At 29.5% G+C, this 18,667-nt stretch carries 18 protein-coding genes, 1 riboswitch and 1 other annotated feature; of the genes, 12 read left to right on the forward strand and 6 right to left on the reverse strand.

Going from position 1 to position 18,667, the window contains the following annotated elements:
• Positions 1–42 precede the first annotated feature (42 nt).
• Positions 43–249 (reverse strand): hypothetical protein, encoded by a 207-nt coding sequence (locus KPL54_RS00825; RefSeq protein WP_071614419.1) that lies wholly within the window; start codon positions 247–249, stop codon positions 43–45.
• A 259-nt stretch (positions 250–508) separates the two neighbouring features.
• Here KPL54_RS00825 and KPL54_RS00830 point away from each other — a divergent pair, with 259 nt between their 5' ends.
• Positions 509–883: a desulfoferrodoxin gene (locus KPL54_RS00830; protein WP_216103795.1), complete on the forward strand. Its 375-nt coding sequence runs from the start codon at positions 509–511 to the stop codon at positions 881–883.
• Positions 884–1,305: 422 nt separating this feature from the next.
• Positions 1,306–2,304 (forward strand): tryptophan--tRNA ligase, encoded by a 999-nt coding sequence (gene trpS / locus KPL54_RS00835; RefSeq protein ID WP_216103796.1) that lies wholly within the window; start codon positions 1,306–1,308, stop codon positions 2,302–2,304.
• 98 nt (positions 2,305–2,402) lie between these two features.
• Here trpS and KPL54_RS00840 read toward each other — a convergent pair whose 3' ends face one another.
• The 3 genes from KPL54_RS00840 to sugE all read right to left on the reverse strand — a co-directional run bounded on the left by KPL54_RS00840 (position 2,403) and on the right by sugE (position 4,245).
• Positions 2,403–3,092 carry a radical SAM protein gene (locus KPL54_RS00840; RefSeq protein ID WP_216103797.1) on the reverse strand — a complete coding sequence of 230 codons (690 nt, stop codon included), beginning with the start codon at positions 3,090–3,092 and terminating at the stop codon, positions 2,403–2,405.
• Between the two features lie 22 nt (positions 3,093–3,114).
• A complete protein-coding gene (locus tag KPL54_RS00845; RefSeq protein WP_216103798.1) occupies positions 3,115–3,822 on the reverse strand; it encodes a B3/B4 domain-containing protein in 708 nt (235 codons plus the stop codon).
• Between the two features lie 102 nt (positions 3,823–3,924).
• A complete protein-coding gene (sugE, locus tag KPL54_RS00850) occupies positions 3,925–4,245 on the reverse strand; it encodes a quaternary ammonium compound efflux SMR transporter SugE (protein ID WP_216103799.1) in 321 nt (106 codons plus the stop codon).
• A 104-nt stretch (positions 4,246–4,349) separates the two neighbouring features.
• Positions 4,350–4,445, reverse strand: a riboswitch (guanidine-I (ykkC/yxkD leader).
• 390 nt (positions 4,446–4,835) lie between these two features.
• On the opposite strand from sugE, the gene KPL54_RS25900 reads away from it, so the two are divergent.
• The 3 genes from KPL54_RS25900 to KPL54_RS00860 all read left to right on the forward strand — a co-directional run bounded on the left by KPL54_RS25900 (position 4,836) and on the right by KPL54_RS00860 (position 8,014).
• Positions 4,836–5,810 carry a transposase gene (locus KPL54_RS25900; protein ID WP_253203293.1) on the forward strand — a complete coding sequence of 325 codons (975 nt, stop codon included), beginning with the start codon at positions 4,836–4,838 and terminating at the stop codon, positions 5,808–5,810.
• 6 nt (positions 5,811–5,816) lie between these two features.
• Positions 5,817–6,089: a transposase gene (locus tag KPL54_RS25905; protein ID WP_253203294.1), complete on the forward strand. Its 273-nt coding sequence runs from the start codon at positions 5,817–5,819 to the stop codon at positions 6,087–6,089.
• Between the two features lie 329 nt (positions 6,090–6,418).
• Positions 6,419–8,014, forward strand: coding sequence for a peptide chain release factor 3 (locus KPL54_RS00860; RefSeq protein ID WP_216103800.1), 1,596 nt, complete (start codon positions 6,419–6,421; stop codon positions 8,012–8,014).
• A 138-nt stretch (positions 8,015–8,152) separates the two neighbouring features.
• Here KPL54_RS00860 and KPL54_RS00865 read toward each other — a convergent pair whose 3' ends face one another.
• Positions 8,153–8,308 carry a lmo0937 family membrane protein gene (locus KPL54_RS00865; protein ID WP_216103801.1) on the reverse strand — a complete coding sequence of 52 codons (156 nt, stop codon included), beginning with the start codon at positions 8,306–8,308 and terminating at the stop codon, positions 8,153–8,155.
• A 192-nt stretch (positions 8,309–8,500) separates the two neighbouring features.
• On the opposite strand from KPL54_RS00865, the gene KPL54_RS00870 reads away from it, so the two are divergent.
• Entirely contained in the window at positions 8,501–9,043 is a 543-nt protein-coding gene (locus KPL54_RS00870; protein WP_216103802.1) for an ECF transporter S component, read from the forward strand.
• A 9-nt stretch (positions 9,044–9,052) separates the two neighbouring features.
• Here KPL54_RS00870 and KPL54_RS00875 read toward each other — a convergent pair whose 3' ends face one another.
• Positions 9,053–10,144: an endospore germination permease gene (locus KPL54_RS00875; RefSeq protein ID WP_216103803.1), complete on the reverse strand. Its 1,092-nt coding sequence runs from the start codon at positions 10,142–10,144 to the stop codon at positions 9,053–9,055.
• A 161-nt stretch (positions 10,145–10,305) separates the two neighbouring features.
• Here KPL54_RS00875 and KPL54_RS00880 point away from each other — a divergent pair, with 161 nt between their 5' ends.
• The 6 genes from KPL54_RS00880 to KPL54_RS00905 all read left to right on the forward strand — a co-directional run bounded on the left by KPL54_RS00880 (position 10,306) and on the right by KPL54_RS00905 (position 18,631).
• Positions 10,306–11,712, forward strand: coding sequence for a spore germination protein (locus tag KPL54_RS00880; RefSeq protein ID WP_216103804.1), 1,407 nt, complete (start codon positions 10,306–10,308; stop codon positions 11,710–11,712).
• Complete coding sequence (locus KPL54_RS00885) at positions 11,705–12,826, forward strand: Ger(x)C family spore germination protein (RefSeq protein WP_216103805.1); 1,122 nt, start codon at positions 11,705–11,707, stop codon at positions 12,824–12,826. Before KPL54_RS00880 ends, KPL54_RS00885 begins: the two co-directional genes overlap by 8 nt.
• A 126-nt stretch (positions 12,827–12,952) precedes the next feature.
• Positions 12,953–14,098 (forward strand): AlbA family DNA-binding domain-containing protein, encoded by a 1,146-nt coding sequence (locus tag KPL54_RS00890; protein ID WP_216103806.1) that lies wholly within the window; start codon positions 12,953–12,955, stop codon positions 14,096–14,098.
• A 108-nt stretch (positions 14,099–14,206) separates the two neighbouring features.
• Positions 14,207–14,425, forward strand: a binding site (T-box leader).
• A 59-nt stretch (positions 14,426–14,484) separates the two neighbouring features.
• A complete protein-coding gene (gene tyrS, locus KPL54_RS00895) occupies positions 14,485–15,705 on the forward strand; it encodes a tyrosine--tRNA ligase (protein WP_216103807.1) in 1,221 nt (406 codons plus the stop codon).
• Positions 15,706–15,995: 290 nt separating this feature from the next.
• Positions 15,996–18,320: a hypothetical protein gene (locus tag KPL54_RS00900; protein WP_216103808.1), complete on the forward strand. Its 2,325-nt coding sequence runs from the start codon at positions 15,996–15,998 to the stop codon at positions 18,318–18,320.
• Between the two features lie 44 nt (positions 18,321–18,364).
• On the forward strand, positions 18,365–18,631 hold the full coding sequence (locus KPL54_RS00905; RefSeq protein WP_216103809.1) for an EscU/YscU/HrcU family type III secretion system export apparatus switch protein: 267 nt from the start codon (positions 18,365–18,367) through the stop codon (positions 18,629–18,631).
• Positions 18,632–18,667: the final 36 nt, after the last annotated feature.

Genomic DNA, 18,667 nt, shown 5'->3' on the forward strand with positions numbered 1-18,667 from the left:
AGTCTTTTTTACAAAAGAAATTAGTCTTCTTTGAGAAAGAGGTTAGTCTTCTTCATCAACAAACTCTACTCCACCATAGTAAGTATAGTCAAATTCAACATTAGATATATTCATAGCAACTATGGGGTCAGTTACTGGATCTGGGAGCATAGTAGAATCAGTTTCGGAATAAGATCTTATATCAGATGGTTCCTGATCATAGAAATCTCTTTCATATGGTGCATATGTTTTTACTTGATCTTTTGACATATTAGTACCTCCCTTTATATTGATGTTATATAGTGTTCCACATAAAAGAAAAATAATGAAGGTAATATTAGGAATACTATATATAATATAATTGTATATAATAAATTGGGTTAGCATAAAATATAAATAAAATTCTCTATAAAAAGAGGGGATTTTAAAAGAATGTAGAATATATATAATAACTATCAATAAATAATTGTTATGAATAGATAAGCATAATTATTATTTGTTGATTTCTAAATTTAAAGGAGGAATAATAATGACTGAATTAAGACAAATTTATAAATGTGAAATATGTGGTAATATAGTTGAGGTAGTTCATAATTCTGGAGGTACTTTGGTTTGTTGTGGAAAAGATATGAAACTTCAAGTAGAAAACACTACGGATGCAGCAGTTGAAAAACATGTTCCTGTATCAGAAAAAATAGAGGGTGGTATTAAAGTTAAAGTTGGAGCAGTACAACATCCATCACTTGAAGAACATCATATTGAAATTATTGAAGTACACACAGAGAACAAAGTATATAGAAAATTTTTAAAACCAGGTGAAAAACCAGAAGCTGAATTTAAATTAGAAGAAGAAGTGTTATTCGTACGAGAATATTGCAATCTACATGGTCTTTGGAAAGCATAAAATTGACTTCTATTGACAGTTCGATAAAATAAGTATAATATTATTTAAAGAGATTTTAAATATATTATAATGTTATAGTCTTTGATGAGAAGCAAGTAAATTTAAAAACAGATTTTTAGAGAGTCGTAGAAGGTGTGATTACGATAATTATGTTTAAATTGAATGGGTCTCTAAGACTCAGGATGAAGTATAGTAGTCCTTGACGTAAGCCTTACGTTATAGAGGTAGGATATCGTAGTGTATCTGTTTGAGAAGAAGCTTTAACATAGTTTCTAAGTATTAGGTGGTACCGTGTATATTCGCCCTATGGATTTATCCATAGGGTTTTTTTGTTTCTAAGGAAATTGAGAAATTTCCTATACTTTACATAATGGTGGAAATTATATATGATTCTGCATAATTTATTTTAGGAGATGGTTATATTGGAAGGTAATAAGAAAGTAATATTTAGTGGAATTCAACCTTCGGGTGATTTAACACTTGGAAATTATTTAGGTGCAATAAAAAATTGGGTTAAATTACAAGATGAATATGAATGCTATTTTTGTGTGGTGGATTTACATGCAATAACAGTTAAGCAAGAACCAAAAGATCTCAGGCGAAGAACTTTAGAATTATTAGCTATTTACTTAGCTGCAGGTATTGACCCTGAGAAAAACACCATGTTTATTCAATCACATGTTCCTGCTCATAGTGAAGCAGCTTGGCTTTTAACTTGTTCTACTTACATGGGAGAATTAAGCAGAATGACTCAATATAAAGTTAAATCACAAAATAGCGCAGGAAGTATAGGAGCAGGGTTGCTTATCTATCCTGTGCTAATGGCTGCAGATATTTTATTATATCAAAGTAATTTAGTGCCTGTAGGAAAAGATCAACTTCAACATCTTGAAATTGCTAGGGACATAGCTGAAAGGTTCAATAAAACATATAGCGATACATTTGTAATACCTGAATCATATATAGGCAAAGCAGGAGCTAAGGTAATGGACTTACAAGAACCAGCTAAGAAGATGTCTAAATCAGGAGAAAATGTTAATGGATTTATTTTAATAATGGACCCACCAGAAGTTATAAGAAAAAAAGTAAATAGAGCAGTTACAGATAGTCTAGGGGTGGTTAAGTTTAATGATGAGCAACTAGGTGTTAGAAACTTAATGACAATATTAATGACTATAACTAGAATGACTATTGAAGAGATAGAAGCAAAATATGAAGGGCAAGGTTATGCTCAGTTTAAAAAAGATGTAGCAGAAGCAATAGTTTCAGAGCTTGAACCTATACAGATTAAAATTAAGGAATACATAGGTAAAAAAGCATATCTAGAAGAAATTTATAAAAAAGGTGCAGAAAAGGCTAACTATGTTGCCAATAAGACATTAAGAAAAATGCAAAAGAAAATAGGATTTATACCTAGATAATAGTAAAAGTAACCTAATATTAAGGAGAGATGCATATAAAAACCGACTTATCTATTTAAGAAGAGTCGGTTTTTTTTATTTTATATTATAATGTCATGTTACTTATCAAGTAATGCCTTTGAAATGGCATGAAATTTTTCATCACTTATTCCGAGTTTCTCTTTAAATCTGTCATCGTTCATTCTTTCAATAATTATCTTGTTTGGTGATAATTCATCAATAATATTTTTCAATTTGTAAATGGCTTCTTCGCTGTCATTATATCCCTTGAGAATTGTTATCTCTAATATAAACTTACCCTTGTATTGTTTATTGAAAGAGATCATACTTGATATATGCTCATGGAAGGTATAACCATCAATAGGGCGTTGAACCTTTTGAAAATCCTTATCCGTAATAACTTTTATTTCTCCAATTACCTCATCACATTTATTGGCTATTTTCATGTATTCAACCCTACCCAATATATAACCGTTTGAAAGTAATCTCACTTCCAATCCTTTACTTTTCACTAAGTTAATAACAGTTTCAATTTTATCATTAACCAGAGCTTCTCCTTTAGAGTTTATAAATACTAAATCCACTTCATTATTCATTAATTTATGTTCCAGTTCATTTAATGATTCAGAAATATCCGAAAATGTTTGTTGTGTGTCTATTTTGTTGTGTGACCTTCCAATAGGGCAAAATATGCAATCAAAGTTGCAATACTTTTCTGGCAATATATTCATCTCAAGGACCCGCTTACCATCCTCAATATAAATATCCTTATAACTAAAATTACTCATTTATAAACCCTCCTAAATTAATTTAATCAATTTGCACATTCTTATTATTTGCATCTAAAATTGAAATCTGAGTTTCTCCTCCTAAATTATTTTTTACTAATTTTAATAATTCTTTTAGAGCATCCTCAAATTCCACTTGTCTTTTTTCATCAGTCAATTCAATACATAAAAAAGCATTATTTGTTTTTTCAGTTAAAATGGTTCTTAATGATTCTCGCCAATTCCAGCATCTGCAAATCGCTCCAGCATTGTCTTTATATACAACTTCTCCTTCATAAGGAGGTGAATTTTTATCTGTTCCAAGTGGAACAAAGTCTTCATCTCCAATTGCTTTTGTTAATCTTATATCGCCGTTAAATTTGTCTATATCCTCACCACCGCAGGGTAAAGCGTATCTTAATGAAATTGAATTGTATATGTCAACCAACGGATTAATATTTCCAATATGATTTCCTTTATCAATTCGCTTTAATAATGCTTCTATAGATGACCTAGCACCTTTTTTGCTTTTGAATTTTTGAAATGATTCTCTCCATATTTTTATTACTTCGTTATTGCTAAATTCTTCATTTTGCAAATACTTTAAAGCTTCTTTTTCTGCCCTTAAAATCATATCAAGGTATCCTTCTTCATTTCTTATGGTGTTATCTATTCCATGACAAATAACAACCCCAATCTTTGCGTTAGGGAACAAACCCCAAAAATCATCTTCAATTACAAAATTTTTCACTAAAATTCCTCCTTATTAATAGGTATTATTCTGGGTTTCATCTAAATCCTTTACTGGTATAACTAGAACTTGGGTTGATTAGTATAAAGCTTATATAAATTGCTACTTTATCGTTATCAGTTTTAAGCCAATGATTCCACTTACAATTAATACAACGCAAATAACACGCATAATATCAATTGGCTCTTTAAACAAAATAACGCCCAAGACCACGGTGCCAACAGTTCCTATACCAGTCCAAACTGCATATGCAGTTCCAAGTGGCAGAGTTTTTAGTGATAATGATAAAAAATAAAAACTTGTAATCATTCCTATAATGGTTAATAAACTGGGTAATATTTTCGTGAATCCTAGCGAATATTTTAACTCGATTGCCCATACTACTTCAAAAAATCCAGCTATCACTAAATAAAACCATTCCATAATTACTCCTCCTAAACTAATATTTGGAATAAATTATAATAATATTTCGTGGCATCATTTTAAAGTGAGCAAAATAAAAAAGCCTTAAGAAATATTATTATAATATCTCCCAGGCTTTTATCCTTCCGTGAACACAGATAACTGTGCGTTTTCTCTTGGACCAGCCAGTCATAAACTGCGGAACCCTAGAAAACTAAATAAATATTAAGTTTTATATAAGTTTTAACTTATACATTAATATAAACATAATAAATTAGGTAAGTCAATTTATTTTTTCACCTTGAAATAATATTCGTAATATTTTACCTCCTTTAGGGTTTATTATAAATATTTTACAGATAGATATTTTAAGCTTATATATAATAAATTCCACTTAAAAGAATTTTATCCTGCTACCATTATAAGTACCAGAAGTTTAGCACATGAATTTTTTTAAGGCGGTAGCCTGTTGATCTGTAATAGTCTATTGGTGATTAACAAGAAAACTATAAATTCCGATTTTTATTGGAAATTACAGTCAAAAAATTTGCAAAATAAAAGCATCCTTTTTATAATAGTTTTGCGAAAACAAAAAAAAGGATGCTGATAAAATGGGCAAAAGTTATTTAAAGCAATTACTCACTTATATTAATAAGGTATACCATATAGGTGAAAAAATCAATACATTAGAGGATAAAAGAATAAAATCTCCAATAAAGATTACAACAATCACTTTTGTTGTATTATTCGGGTTTATGTTACAAATAAGAAGTTTTAACAGGTTAAATCACTGGTTTGAAAAAGATAAATTTAAGAAAGTATTGCCAAAAAAAACTAAAATCCCACGAATTGACGCCGTTAGGCGGTGTTTGAGTGATTTTGATTTAGAAGGTTTAAATAATGTTCATACTGATATAATAAAAACTAGTATAAAAAATAAGGTATTTAGAACTGGTACTTTAGACGGATTAAAAATAGTGGCTATAGATGGTGTGGAGCTGTTTGAGAGTGCTAAAAAGTGTTGTGAGAACTGTCTTTCACGTACTCATAAGAATGAAGTTACTCATTATTTCCATAGGACAGTAGTATGTGTAACCGTAGGTTCTGATCCACATATTATTTTAGGGCAAGAAATGCTTGAACCTAAAAAAGATGGTTCAAAGAAGGATGAAGGTGAGATTACAGGCGGTAAGCGACTAATAAAAAACCTATATAAGCAATATCATCATTTTGCAGATATTATAGTCGATGATGCTTTATACTGTAAGTCCACTTGGATTAAAGAAGTACTTTCCATAGGTATGAATGCAGTGGTAAGAGTTAAGGATGAAAGGCTTAGCATCGTAAAAGACGCATTAGCTTTATTTAAATGCCGAGAGGCAGATGAAAGGTGGACTGAGAAGAAAAAAAATAACAACTACACCATAATTAAAGCTTGGGACGAAGATCATTTTGAAATGCCAACTTCAGATATAAAAGTAAGATTTATAAAATTTGTGGAACAAATTCATACTGGAGATAATGTAGAAATTAAAGAATCATGGATTATAACAACAGATAAATTCACCTCAGTAAAAAGTTTGTGACTAATAATGCATAAGAGATGGGATATAGAAAACAATGCATTTCATCAGTTAAAAACAGAATGGCATTTAGATCATTGTTTCCTTCATGGCCCTACGGGCGTAGAAACAGTTTTAATGTTTATAATAATAGCATTTAATTTGATGCAATTGTATTTTTTTAAGTGTATAAGAAGTTTTAGAAAGAAGCGTATGCTTCAAATAGACATTATTGAAGATATAAGAGATGAAAGATTTATGATAGAAGATAATTGGGATAACCCGCTATTTGTGAAGACCTAATCCAATATTAAAACTGGAAATTAATTATCAGAATTTATTGGGGTGGGGGGGGTTATAACTATTTTTAAGACTCAACAGTATGCATACTTCCCATTTATTCAAGTAAATTTTAAATTATACAATTTAAGTATATTGAAAATTATTACTGGAAATTTGCTGCTAAACTTCTGTATAAGTACAACCTTAGTTGACAGATATGTGTATAAAAGCTAAAATTGATAGGTAGAGATTTGATAGGTGAAATTTTAGAATCACTAGGAGTTAAGCAAGTGATTGTAGGAATATATATGCGTTTACATAATTTGAAATATAAAAAAGGAGAGGATACCTTGGAGGATTACATAAAACAGATTAAAAAGAGAAGAACGTTTGCTATAATTTCTCATCCAGATGCGGGTAAAACTACACTCACGGAAAAGTTATTATTATATGGTGGTGCTATAAGGCTTGCAGGTTCAGTTAAGGCTAGAAAAGCTTCTAAACATGCAGTTTCTGATTGGATGGAAATAGAAAAACAAAGAGGTATTTCTGTTACGTCATCAGTTATGCAATTTAATTATAAAGATTTTTGTATAAACATACTTGATACCCCAGGGCATCAAGATTTTAGTGAGGATACATATAGAACGCTTATGGCAGCAGATAGTGCAGTAATGATTATAGATGGCGCAAAAGGAGTGGAGGCACAAACAAGAAAACTATTCCATGTATGTAGCATAAGAGAGATACCCATCTTTACTTTTATTAATAAGATGGATAGAGAAACTCGAGATATATTTGAGCTTATGGAAGAAATAGAAAATGAATTTGGTATTAGATCTTATCCAATGAATTGGCCTATAGGCTGCGGGGTAGATTTTAAAGGCGTTTATGATAGGCGTACAAAGGAAATTATTGTTTTTGATGATGGAAAGCATGGGCAAATAGAAGTTAAAGAAACAAAAATTAATGCTGACCATGAAAAGGCAATCGAGCTTATTGGCGACGATTTATATAATAAGCTTATGGAAGATATGGAACTTCTAGATGTAGCGGGTGATGATTTTGATTTAGAGAAAGTAGCAAATGGGGAGCTTACACCAGTATTTTTTGGTAGTGCCTCAACTAATTTTGGTGTTGAACCATTTTTAGAAAGCTTTTTAGAATTAACATCACCTCCATTACCAAGAAATTCGAGCATAGGGAAAATCGATGTTTATAGTAAAGACTTTTCTGCGTTTGTTTTTAAAATTCAAGCTAATATGAATAAGGCTCATAGGGATAGAATTGCTTTTATGAGGATTTGTTCTGGAGAATTTGAAAAAGGCATGGATGTTTATCATATGCAAGGTGGTAATAAAATAAAACTTGCACAACCTCAACAATTTTTAGCACAAGAGAGAGAAATAGTAGATACAGCTTATGCAGGAGATATTATTGGAGTTTTTGATCCAGGTATATTCAGTATAGGAGACACTATATGTTCGTCCTCAAATAAATTTGAGTTTGAAGGAATACCAACTTTTGCGCCAGAACATTTTGCAAGGGTGAGAACTGTTGATACTATGAAGAGAAAGCAATTTATAAAGGGAGTAACACAAATAGCTCAAGAGGGAGCAATCCAAGTATTTAAGGAGCTACATATAGGAATTGAACAAATTGTAGTTGGAGTTGTAGGAGTGCTTCAGTTTGAGGTATTAGAATTTAGACTTAAAAATGAATATAATGTAGATATTAAAATTGATAGGTTAGCATTTAAAAATATAAGATGGATCGAAAAGAGTGAAATAGATAAAGAAAAACTTAACTTAACTAGTGATGCTAGATTAGTTAAAGATTTTAAGGATAGGGACCTATTACTATTCCAAAATGATTGGGGTATTAGTTGGGCATTAGAGCATAATAAAGGTTTAATCTTATCGGATGTTAGTAAAAACAATGATTAAGTAGATGATGAGGTATTTTAGGTAACTTAATTAAAAATAAATATAGAAATAGGAGACATTCCTTCTGAAATGTCGTTAAAAATAAATAAAATGAAAAGTCTCTTGGAAATATTTCAAGAGACTTTTCTGTATTCAATTTTATAAGTTTTTTCTTTTACTAGATAGAATGTCAATTATAAATACAATTGCAGCAACTATTAGTAATATATTAATTAAACTTCCACCTTTACTGAAAAGCACTCCCATTAACCAAAATAAAACCACAAATCCACCGAGCCATCGTAAAAAAGTCATATGAATACCTCCATTTATCAAAATAACTAAATATTATATAGTATTTAGTATTTCGGCAATGTATATACAATATATATAAACTATTATTTCGAAAAGCGTATGGATACATTTGAAAACTAATTAATATTGTATATAATGTTATTAGAGAGAAATTTAAAAACATATTTCAGAGAGAATTTTAGGGGGAGAATGATGGAAAGTAGTAACACATCTATTAAAACTATTGATATAGTACAAATCGGAATCATGGCAGCTATTATATATATTGCTACATATTTAATAAAAATACCAGTGGGGAATAAGGCAGTATTTCATATAGGTGATAGCATGGTATATTTATCTGCCATATTACTAGGAAAGAAAAAAGGTGTTATAGCTGCAGCACTTGGTATGACTTTATTTGATTTATCAACACCGTGGTTTTATTGGGCGCCTTTTACATTGATTATAAAAGGAGGAATGGCATACCTAACAGCGATGATTGCATATAGGAAGGGATATAAAGCAGATAATCTGTGGAATAATCTATTTGCATTTATAGTAGCAGGTGTATGGATGGTTTTAGGTTATTTCCTTTCAGGCCTTATAGTATATAAGCTAACAACTAATAATGCACTACTTGCATTTGTGGATATACCTCCCAATATTGGTCAAGTTATAGTTGGTATTGCCCTTGCATTGCCATTATCATTAACGCTAGTTAAATATAATAAAAAGCATGGATTTATAAATTAGTAAAAAGGCTTATTTTATATTGAATTTCCTACTGTTTATTTTTGTTTTAAAGTAGAATATACTGAAAATTATTGTTGGTATTAATATGAAGCTTATCACAGAAAAATATACGTAAAGGTTTAAAAATTTATATAGTAATAGTACCTTAGCAGAAATGAAATAGGAAATTATGAATACAAATAAAGTAATAATGTAGATCATGTATTTATTAAAGAAAGAAAGATTTTTTAATAAAATGAGTATAGCGTTTAGCGCTAATACATATTTTATAAACCACCCACCTACCATTTGAAGCATTACAAAAAATTCTCCAACTTCTAAAAAATCAAAATAACTAACTAACTGAGTTTGTATTAGTTTGGGATAATTAAGGGTTAAGGTTCTAGTTACGTCAAAGGTACTTAAAAGACCAATATTTGCAAAAATTTCCATTTGTATTACAATCAATAACGCAATAACACAATGTTTTATTATTTTTGACTTATTAGTTACTCTGGTCAAAAATGGTATAGAAATAGCTATACTTCCATAACATCCAAGTGCTTTTATAACTGATAAAATAAAAGAAGTTGTTATGCCATTGGCCATTACAGGTAGTAAGTATTTAAGCTTTTTATATTTAGCTGTAAGGATTGCTAGGTTTATTCCTGCCATCATTATGAGAGATATAGCGATAATAGTAATTATAATTATCGCCCTAGTACCCTTCTTTGTTATATAAATAGCTGGTATTGCTATAAACAGTAGAAAGAACCAAGCAGGAGTATCTGCAAGCATATTTACATGTAAGGCATTTGCTTCTACTGAGGAGCTTTCTATTAGGGTTACAATTAAAGTTATGATAAATAAGATCAAAAAAATGTTTCCCGTAGTTTTACCTAGGGCTTTATGGTATATTTCATCCATGTTATAGCATTTTGTTTTTTTACAAACGGATATTAGAAAAATAAAATAAAAAAATAAAATAATAGAGGCAATAATAACTGAAATCCAAGAATCTCTACCTCCATTTACAATGAATATATTAGGGTAGGTTTTCATTGCAACAATTGAGGTAGCCCAAATTATGAACATTAAATGTTTTGTATTTAGCTTATCCATGTTGTCATCGCACCTCCTATTTGTTTAGAGTCTATAATTATTGTTAATAAAACTTTGCATATATTAGTATTATTTACCTATTTATTAAATATTAAACTCCAAAATAAAAAATTACAGAATAATTAACTTAAACATGACGGATAATAAATTAGGTGATTAAAATGAGAAAAACAGATATAAATTATATTAGAGAAAAATTAAAAAATAGTTATGATGTAAAATATAGAGAGATACAGTGTGATGTAGGAACAATAACTGGCATATTTATTGATGATTTATGTGATTCCAAATTTATTAGTGAATATATATTTAATCCTCTAATAAAACATAAGATATCAACTGTAGATTTAGAGTATATAAAAAAAGAGGTATTACCAGCTAATAGCATTGGGGATATTAATAGTAATGACGAGGCTATAGTACATATTTTATCTGGAGACTTGGTGCTTATATTTTCTTTTGCAGATAAATCAATATTTTGTGAAGCAAAGGGTTATGTAAGGCGGGGTGTTGGAATCCCAGTTACAGAAAATGTAATCAAAGGACCGAGAGAAGGATTTACAGAGGCCTTTATAGATAATGTATCACTTATTAGGCGGAAAATAAAAAATCCGGATTTGAAATTCGAACCTTTGTTTTTGGGAAATAAATCTAATACAGTAGTTGTAATAGCTTATATAGAAGGTGTTGCACCTAGGAAACTCGTGGATTACATAAGGAAAAAGGTAACAAGCATAAAATTAGAATTTATATTAGACACAAATTATATTGAAGAAGAACTAAAAAGCAAGAATACGACGTTTGATACAATAGGCACTACCGAAAAGCCTGATGTTGCGGCATCAAAGCTTTTAGAAGGGAAAATAGCAATAATAGTAGATGGGACACCTTTTGTAATTACTGCGCCATATTTTTTTATAGATAATTTCCATACACCGGATGATTATTATTCAAACGTGTATTTTGCTAATGCATCAAGAATTATGAGGATGGTTGCTTTCTTCTCAGCTAGCTTGTTGTCAGGATTATATTTGTCTATTGCGACGTACCATTTTTCTATTATTCCATCCGTACTTGCTGTAAAGTTTACAATGTCTAGAGCAGATGTACCTCTCCCTACGGTAATAGAGTTATTATTAATGACTTTCTTTTTTCAATTACTTAGGGAAGCAGGAATAAGGTTGCCGCAGTCCATAGGCCAGGCAATGAGCATTGTTGGAGCTTTAATTTTGGGAGATGCGGTTGTTGGAGTAGGGTTAGCTTCCCAAAGTACTGTAGTAATCGTGGCACTTTCATCCATTTCTTCTTTTTTAGTGCCTAAGCTCTATGGAGCTTTATCAGTATGGAATATAATAATAATAATATTTTCCTCAGTTCTTGGGTTACCAGGATTTTATATTGGTTTCTTTATTTTTATAGCACATATGGCAGGACTAGAAAGCTGTGGGTATCCTTATTTATTTCCTATGGGTACACTAGAGAGTTTTAAATTTAAGGATGTATTATATAGAAGGGATCTTAACAAGATCTCTAATAGTATTTTTGATGAGGATGATTATAATGAGTAAGTATAAAAAAACATTAGTTATAATATGCTTAATAATAAGTTGTTTTAACATGTCAGCATGTTTTAGTTATAGGGATATTAATAGACTTTTATTTGTTACTTGTATAATAATAGATGTAGATAGTAATGGTAATCCTATAATATATGCAGAAGCATATAAGGGTATAGGAGCAGGAACGCCTCAAGGGTTGGATGAGCGAATTTTATTTGATGGAAAAGGAAAAACAATGTTTGAAGCTGTTAGAAATATGAATTCTACTTCTAGTTATAAATTGAATTATACACAGAATAAGGCTATAATATTCACTCAAAATGCCGCAGAAAAGGGTCTTGAAAATTATATGGATTTTTTAGATCGAGATCAAGAATTGCTCATTAGGCCATATATTGCAATATATTTAGGGGATCCTGAGAGACTTATAAAGATGAACATTCTTCAAGAAAAGTACATTGGATTCTTTATTATGCATCTTGTGGAAAATGTTGGTTCATCTTCAAGAGCTTTAAAACTAAGTCTTAATGATTTTTATAATCAAAGAAACAAGGGGGACAAAACAAATGTAGTAACCATAATAGATTTCCCAAAGGATGCCCTAGAGCAAAGACTCGAAATAAATGGTGGAGCAGTGATTAAAGACGATAAAATGGTTAGTATAATAAAAGCAGATGAAGGTCAGGGATTCAACTTTTTAATGAACGCTGTAGCAAGTGGTAGTTTAGAAATAACTAACCCCTGTGATATTAATAAATTTATAACATTAGAAATTTTAAAAAGTAAAACTAAGACAGATATAAATTATGATGGTAAGGTTATTCACCTAAAAAAGCGGATTAAAGTTAATGTAGATTTTGCAGAAGCTCAAAAAAAGATTGTTTTTACAAAAGAAAATGTAAATAAAATTGTGGAGAAATCAGAAAAAAACATTGTAGAATCTTGTAATACTTTATTTGCAAAGTACAAGACTAGGGGGATTGATATCTTTGATATAAGTGAACAATTTTACAATAAATACCCAAAAATTAAAATTCCAAACAATATTATTGAAAAAACTGAGTTAAAAGTTGAAGTAGAAGTGCAAATAATGAATACGGGTGATGAAAAGAACTTTCAATAATTTGTTTTGTCTTATTAAGGCGATGGTATTCCATCGTCTTTTGTTGTAAACTATAAATATAATAATTTGAAAAATTCTATAACTATAAACATAGTATATTATTTCAGCGTATTTGGGGTGGGATATATGGATTTAAAAAGAATTAGTATCTTGTTAAAGAGGGATGAGGGCACAAAACTAGATTATAAGCAAAAAATTGATATATTAATAGAAAGTGGTAAAAAAGAATTAGCTAAAGATGTATCTGCTATAGCAAATTCTCGTGGAGGACGTGGATATATAATAATTGGGGTAGAGGATAAAACAAAAAGAATTATAGGTATTGATGCCAAAGAATTTAAAGAAGAACAAATTCAACAAATAATTAGTTCAAGATGTGAACCACCTATTCCAGTATCCATAGATTTTATAGTATATCAAAGCAAAAACCTGGCAATTATAACTATATATGATGGTGGTCAGAAACCTTATCAATTAAGGGAAAATGAGGCGTTTTACATAAGACGAGGGTCAACAACAGATACAATGAGGAAAGAAGAACTAATTTCCTGTTTACAAGAAAATTTTAATCTTAATATTGAGACTATGCCTATTATGAATAGTGATATTAATAGTTTGAATTTCAATATCATCAATAAGTATTTTGAAAATAAAGGCATCTTAGTAAGTAACGATAATAGGTTAGAATTTATGGACAATGCAGGGATAACTTTTATAGAAAGAGATTATAATAAAAGGGTAGTTACCCTGGGTGGATTATTGGTATTTTCCTCAATAAATAGCATTTATTTACCTCATAATATGATAAAGATAATAAATAAGGTAAACGATAAATTTGATGAGGTCATACTTGTGCAAGGAAATTTATTAGATATGTTAGATAGAGTAGAAGAAATTTTAAAAAAGATATTTCCATCAAATTATCCTATAAGTGCAGTTCATGAAGCCGTAAAGAATGCAATACTTTATAGGGATTATACTATATTTTATAAGGAAATTGAAATAGTAGTAAATTACAATAGTGTAAGTGTAATTAGTCCTGGTAATCTATTATTTTCAGCTGAAGTTAATACCCATAATTACTTAAAAAGAAACATGTGGATATATGATAAGCTAATAGCTTTAGATGACAAAAAAAGATTTATAAAATCGGGAAAAGGATTTGCACGAATGAAAAAGGATTTTATTAAGTATGGTAAAGTAATATTTGTGGATTCAAAAGATGATAATACATTTAAGTCTATTTTCCCAGGACTTAAGCATTTTATTTGAGCTTATCTTTAATAATGTCTATATATTAAATATACATTTAATATATACGGAGAAAATAGTTGAAAATAAACGTAATAAATGGTTAAATAGATATAAGTTAAAAAAATATGTAAAGCTATGAAAGAAAAAAGTAACCATAGGAATTATTAAGAGAGCTAGTGGTAGGTGTAAACTAGTTAAGGAATATGGTGAATTACATTCTGGAGCTTTAAGCTGAAATAAAGTTATTTTTAGATTAAGCTGAGACGGGTTGACCTTACGTTATAAGGAAAAAGCGGATTGTTAAATCAATTTGGGTGGTACCACGGAAATTATTTCGTCCCTTTCATAGGGGCGTTTTTTTTATCCCTAAAAATAAGTAGAATTAAAATAAGGAGGAACAAATCATGGAAAATGTATATGATACACTTTTAGAACGAGGATATTTAAAGCAACTTACTCACGAGGATGAAATAAAGAAAATATTAGGAAAAGAAAAGGTAACATTTTATATAGGATTTGATCCAACAGCGGATAGCCTACATGTTGGTCATTTTGTTACTATGATGTTTATGGCACATATGCAAAGGGCAGGGCATAGACCTATAGCATTAGTTGGTGGAGGAACTGCGATGATAGGTGACCCATCTGGTAAAACAGATATGAGAAAAATGCTTTCAAAGGAAGAAATTGATCATAATATAAGTTGCATAAAAACTCAGCTTTCAAGACTTATAGAGTTTAAGGATGACAAAGCAATACTTGAAAACAATGCAAACTGGTTATTAAACTTAAATTATGTAGAATTTATAAGAGATATAGGAGTACATTTTACAGTAAACAGGATGTTAGCTGCTGAGTGTTATAAACAGAGATTAGAAAAGGGTTTATCTTTCCTTGAATTTAACTATATGCTTATGCAAGGATATGATTTTTTAATGTTAAATCAGAAATACGGATGCACTATGCAATTAGGTGGAGACGATCAATGGTCCAACATTATTGCTGGCATGGAACTGATAAGAAAAAAGGAAAGTAAAGCTTCTTATGGAATAACTTGTGCATTATTAACAAATAGTGAAGGCAAGAAAATGGGGAAAACGGAAAATGGCGCTTTATGGCTTGATGCAGATAAAACATCTCCACATGATTTTTACCAATACTGGAGAAATGTAGAAGATTCAGTTGTAGAGAAATGTTTATCCTTACTTACTTTTGTACCAATGGACGAAATCAGGAGGCTATGCGCTTTAAAGGGTGAAGAAATTAATGAGGCTAAAAAAGTTTTAGCTTTTGAGGTTACAAAACTTATTCATGGAGAAGAAGAAGCTATGAAGGCTCAAAGTGCAGCACAAGCATTGTTTGGTGCTGGAGTTGATATGAGTAGCGTGCCGACTGTATCTATCCCAGGAAGCATGTTAGGTACTGGATTGATGGATATATTAGTCTACACAAAAGTATTACCTTCAAAAGCAGAAGCTAGAAGGCTAATAGAACAAGGTGGATTAACTATCAATGATAAGAGGATCGAAGATAAAAATGAAACTCTAGTAGATACTGATTTCAAAGATGGTAAAGTACTTATTAAAAAAGGAAAGAAAAAATATTACTCATTGGTCATTGAATAAAATATTCTAAAAGGCAAAGTTAAAATTTATATTTTAGCTTTGTCTTTTGATTTTAACAACATTTCAGAAGGAAAGTCTCTCACTTCTATAGGTGGGAATATAAATTTCCTTCTGAAGTTGTTAATGCATCTTTTTCGAAGCTGTTGTAGCGACCCAGGAGATGATTTAATGGGAAATTTAATATTTATAGAAAATTATTGATATCCCCTTCAAAAAAATGGTTTATATACGATAATAAAATATTGATGATTTTTTAAATATTAGTAACTTAAACAAATGGGAGGTGGCTTATGGCGATAATTAGTAATAATCCAATTTTGCAAAACCCTTTAGCTAAAAAAGCTTTTAGTAAAATATCATTTGAAGCTGGAGAGAAATTCAATGCAAGAATAGTAAGTGTAGACCAGCAAAAAGGAGAAGTTAATTTAAAACTATTAGATGGATGGCAATTTGTGGCGAAGCTAGATAAGCCACTAGAACAAGGGACTAGCGGTAATGTGTTGAATTTTGAAGTAGAAGGATTCGAAGAGGGAAAGCTTAAAATAAAGCTAGTATATGAGGATAGTAAAAATGTAGAAAATGACATTTTAAAAGACAATCATAGTGGAAAATTATTAAGTAATGACAAAACAGATGCTTTACTTTTTGAAAAAATGATAAAACATGATATGCCTCTAACTAAGGATAATATAACTGATATAAAAAATTTAGTTGATTTCAAAGGGAAAATATTTTTGAATGGGGAAAAAGAGGATGCTTTTATAACTAAATATATTGAAAGTAGAAACATTGATCCAAATAGTGCTAAAGCAAATGAAATAACAAAAGTTTTAAAAGATTTTTTTGTAGTTTTAAAGAACCTAAATGTTGATGAGATATTATTATTTAAAGAAAATAATATTGGATTTACTAAAGAAAATCTTGAAAGCTTTATAAAGTTATTTAAGGGCGATTCAGCTATATATAACAATTTAAAAGAAATTGACAACTATCTATTTAGCAGTGGAGAAAATAAAGATATACAAGGGTCGATTAAGCCTTCAGCAGTAAGTCAAAATCAGAATCAGAATGTTATTACAATGGCTAAAAATAATGAAAAAACTAGTACAGAGAGATCATTTATAGATAATAAGTTTGATAATAATAATTTTAAAGAAGTAGTTAGTCTAATAAATAAAGAACTTAAAAATTTAGGTATAAATCATACCGTTTCAAGTTCTATTATTGAAAGTTTAGAATCAGGTGAAAAGTTGGGACAAGGTGAAAATTTACAGCAAGATAAAAACTTGGAACCAAGCAAGAATTTAAAATTACAAAATGAAAGTTTGAATAAAAGCGAAATTAAAACTTTGGTGGACAAAATTTTAAAAATGGATAATATAAAAATAAGCCCAGATACTAGTACTAAACTTATAGGCAATTTAGAGAAAAAATTAAACCCAAGTGAAATATTTTTAGATAGTAAATCTGATAATAATTTTAAAGAAGTAGTTAGTCTAATAAATAAAGAACTTAAAAATTTAGGTATAAATCATATAGTATCAAGTTCTACTATTGGAAGTTTAGGATCGGATGGAAGTTTAGAACCGAATAAAAGCTTAGGATTAGGCGGAAATTTTGAACAAGTTGAAAATTTACAGCAAGATAAAGATTTGGGATCAAGCAAAGGTTTAAAATTAAATAATGAAAGTTTTAATAAAGTAGAAATTAAAACTTTGGTGGACAAAATTTTAAAAATGGAAAATATAGAAATAAGTTCAGATAGTAGTACTAAAATTATAGACAATCTAGAGGAAAAATTAAACACACAAAAAATTGAGCCTAGCAGTAAAAATTTAGAGGCTATAAAGCAAAATAGAGAGATTCCTTTAAACAAGTTGGATAAAGCTACTGTTAGTGATGGCAAAATAGATAATAAAAGTTCTACAAATACTAAGGTTAATGGCTATGGTAAAAACAATTCACTTAACGAAATTATAAATATGATAAAAAAAGAATTGAATTTTTCAGAGATAGATAAAAAAGTTATAGATAACGTGGAAAAAGAGATAGCAAAAACAACTACAGATATTCTTATTAAGGATCAAATCAAATTAAAGACAGGTGAGATTAAAGATATAGTTAAGGATATTATTCAAAATAAGCTTAATCTTAAACCAGAGACTTATGAGAAGGTTATGGATATTTTTAATCAAAAACTTAACGATATAAAAATATTTAATTCTATTTCTCAGCAGTATTATTATTTGGATTTGCCTATAAATGTTAAAAATGATGAGTATAAACTTAAATTAATCATTAAAGATGATAGAAATAAAGGCAAAAAGATTGATAGTACAAATGTAAAGATTGCTACCAGTATAAAAACAATAAATATGGGAACAGTTGATGCATATATTAAAATTAGTAATAGTAGTATGAATATAGATATTAATTGTGATGAATTTTTTGTTAAAGTTTTGGATATTAGCAAGGAAAAGTTAGTTAAGGATTTATCTGGACTAAGTTATAGAGTTAGCATTAATGTAAATAATAAGATTAACGAATTTACTTTAGCAGAGTGTGGGGAATTTTTTAATGATAGAAGTTTTAATGCTATCAATATAAAGGTATAATATAATTAGGTGTTTAAGACGATTAGCATATGAGGTGTGTTAAAATGAAAAAGATAAAAAAAGCTACTGCAATAAAATATGAAAATGGATATGATGCTCCTATAGTAACGGCAGCTGGAATAGGTTATATTGCAGATGAAATTGTTAGAACAGCAGAGGAGAGCAAGGTTGCCATAGTACAAAATGAAGAATTAGCGAATTTGCTCTCAAATGTTGATATAGGATCGGAAATACCTGTAGAATTATATGATGCAATAGCAAAGGTCATTGCTTATGTTATGGATATAGATGCATTAATGAAAAAAAATTAGAACTTAAAAAAGAATATAGTGTAGTTAATTAGGAGG

This window comes from Clostridium estertheticum, assembly GCF_018861295.1.
GTDB lineage: Bacteria > Bacillota > Clostridia > Clostridiales > Clostridiaceae > Clostridium_AD > Clostridium_AD estertheticum_D.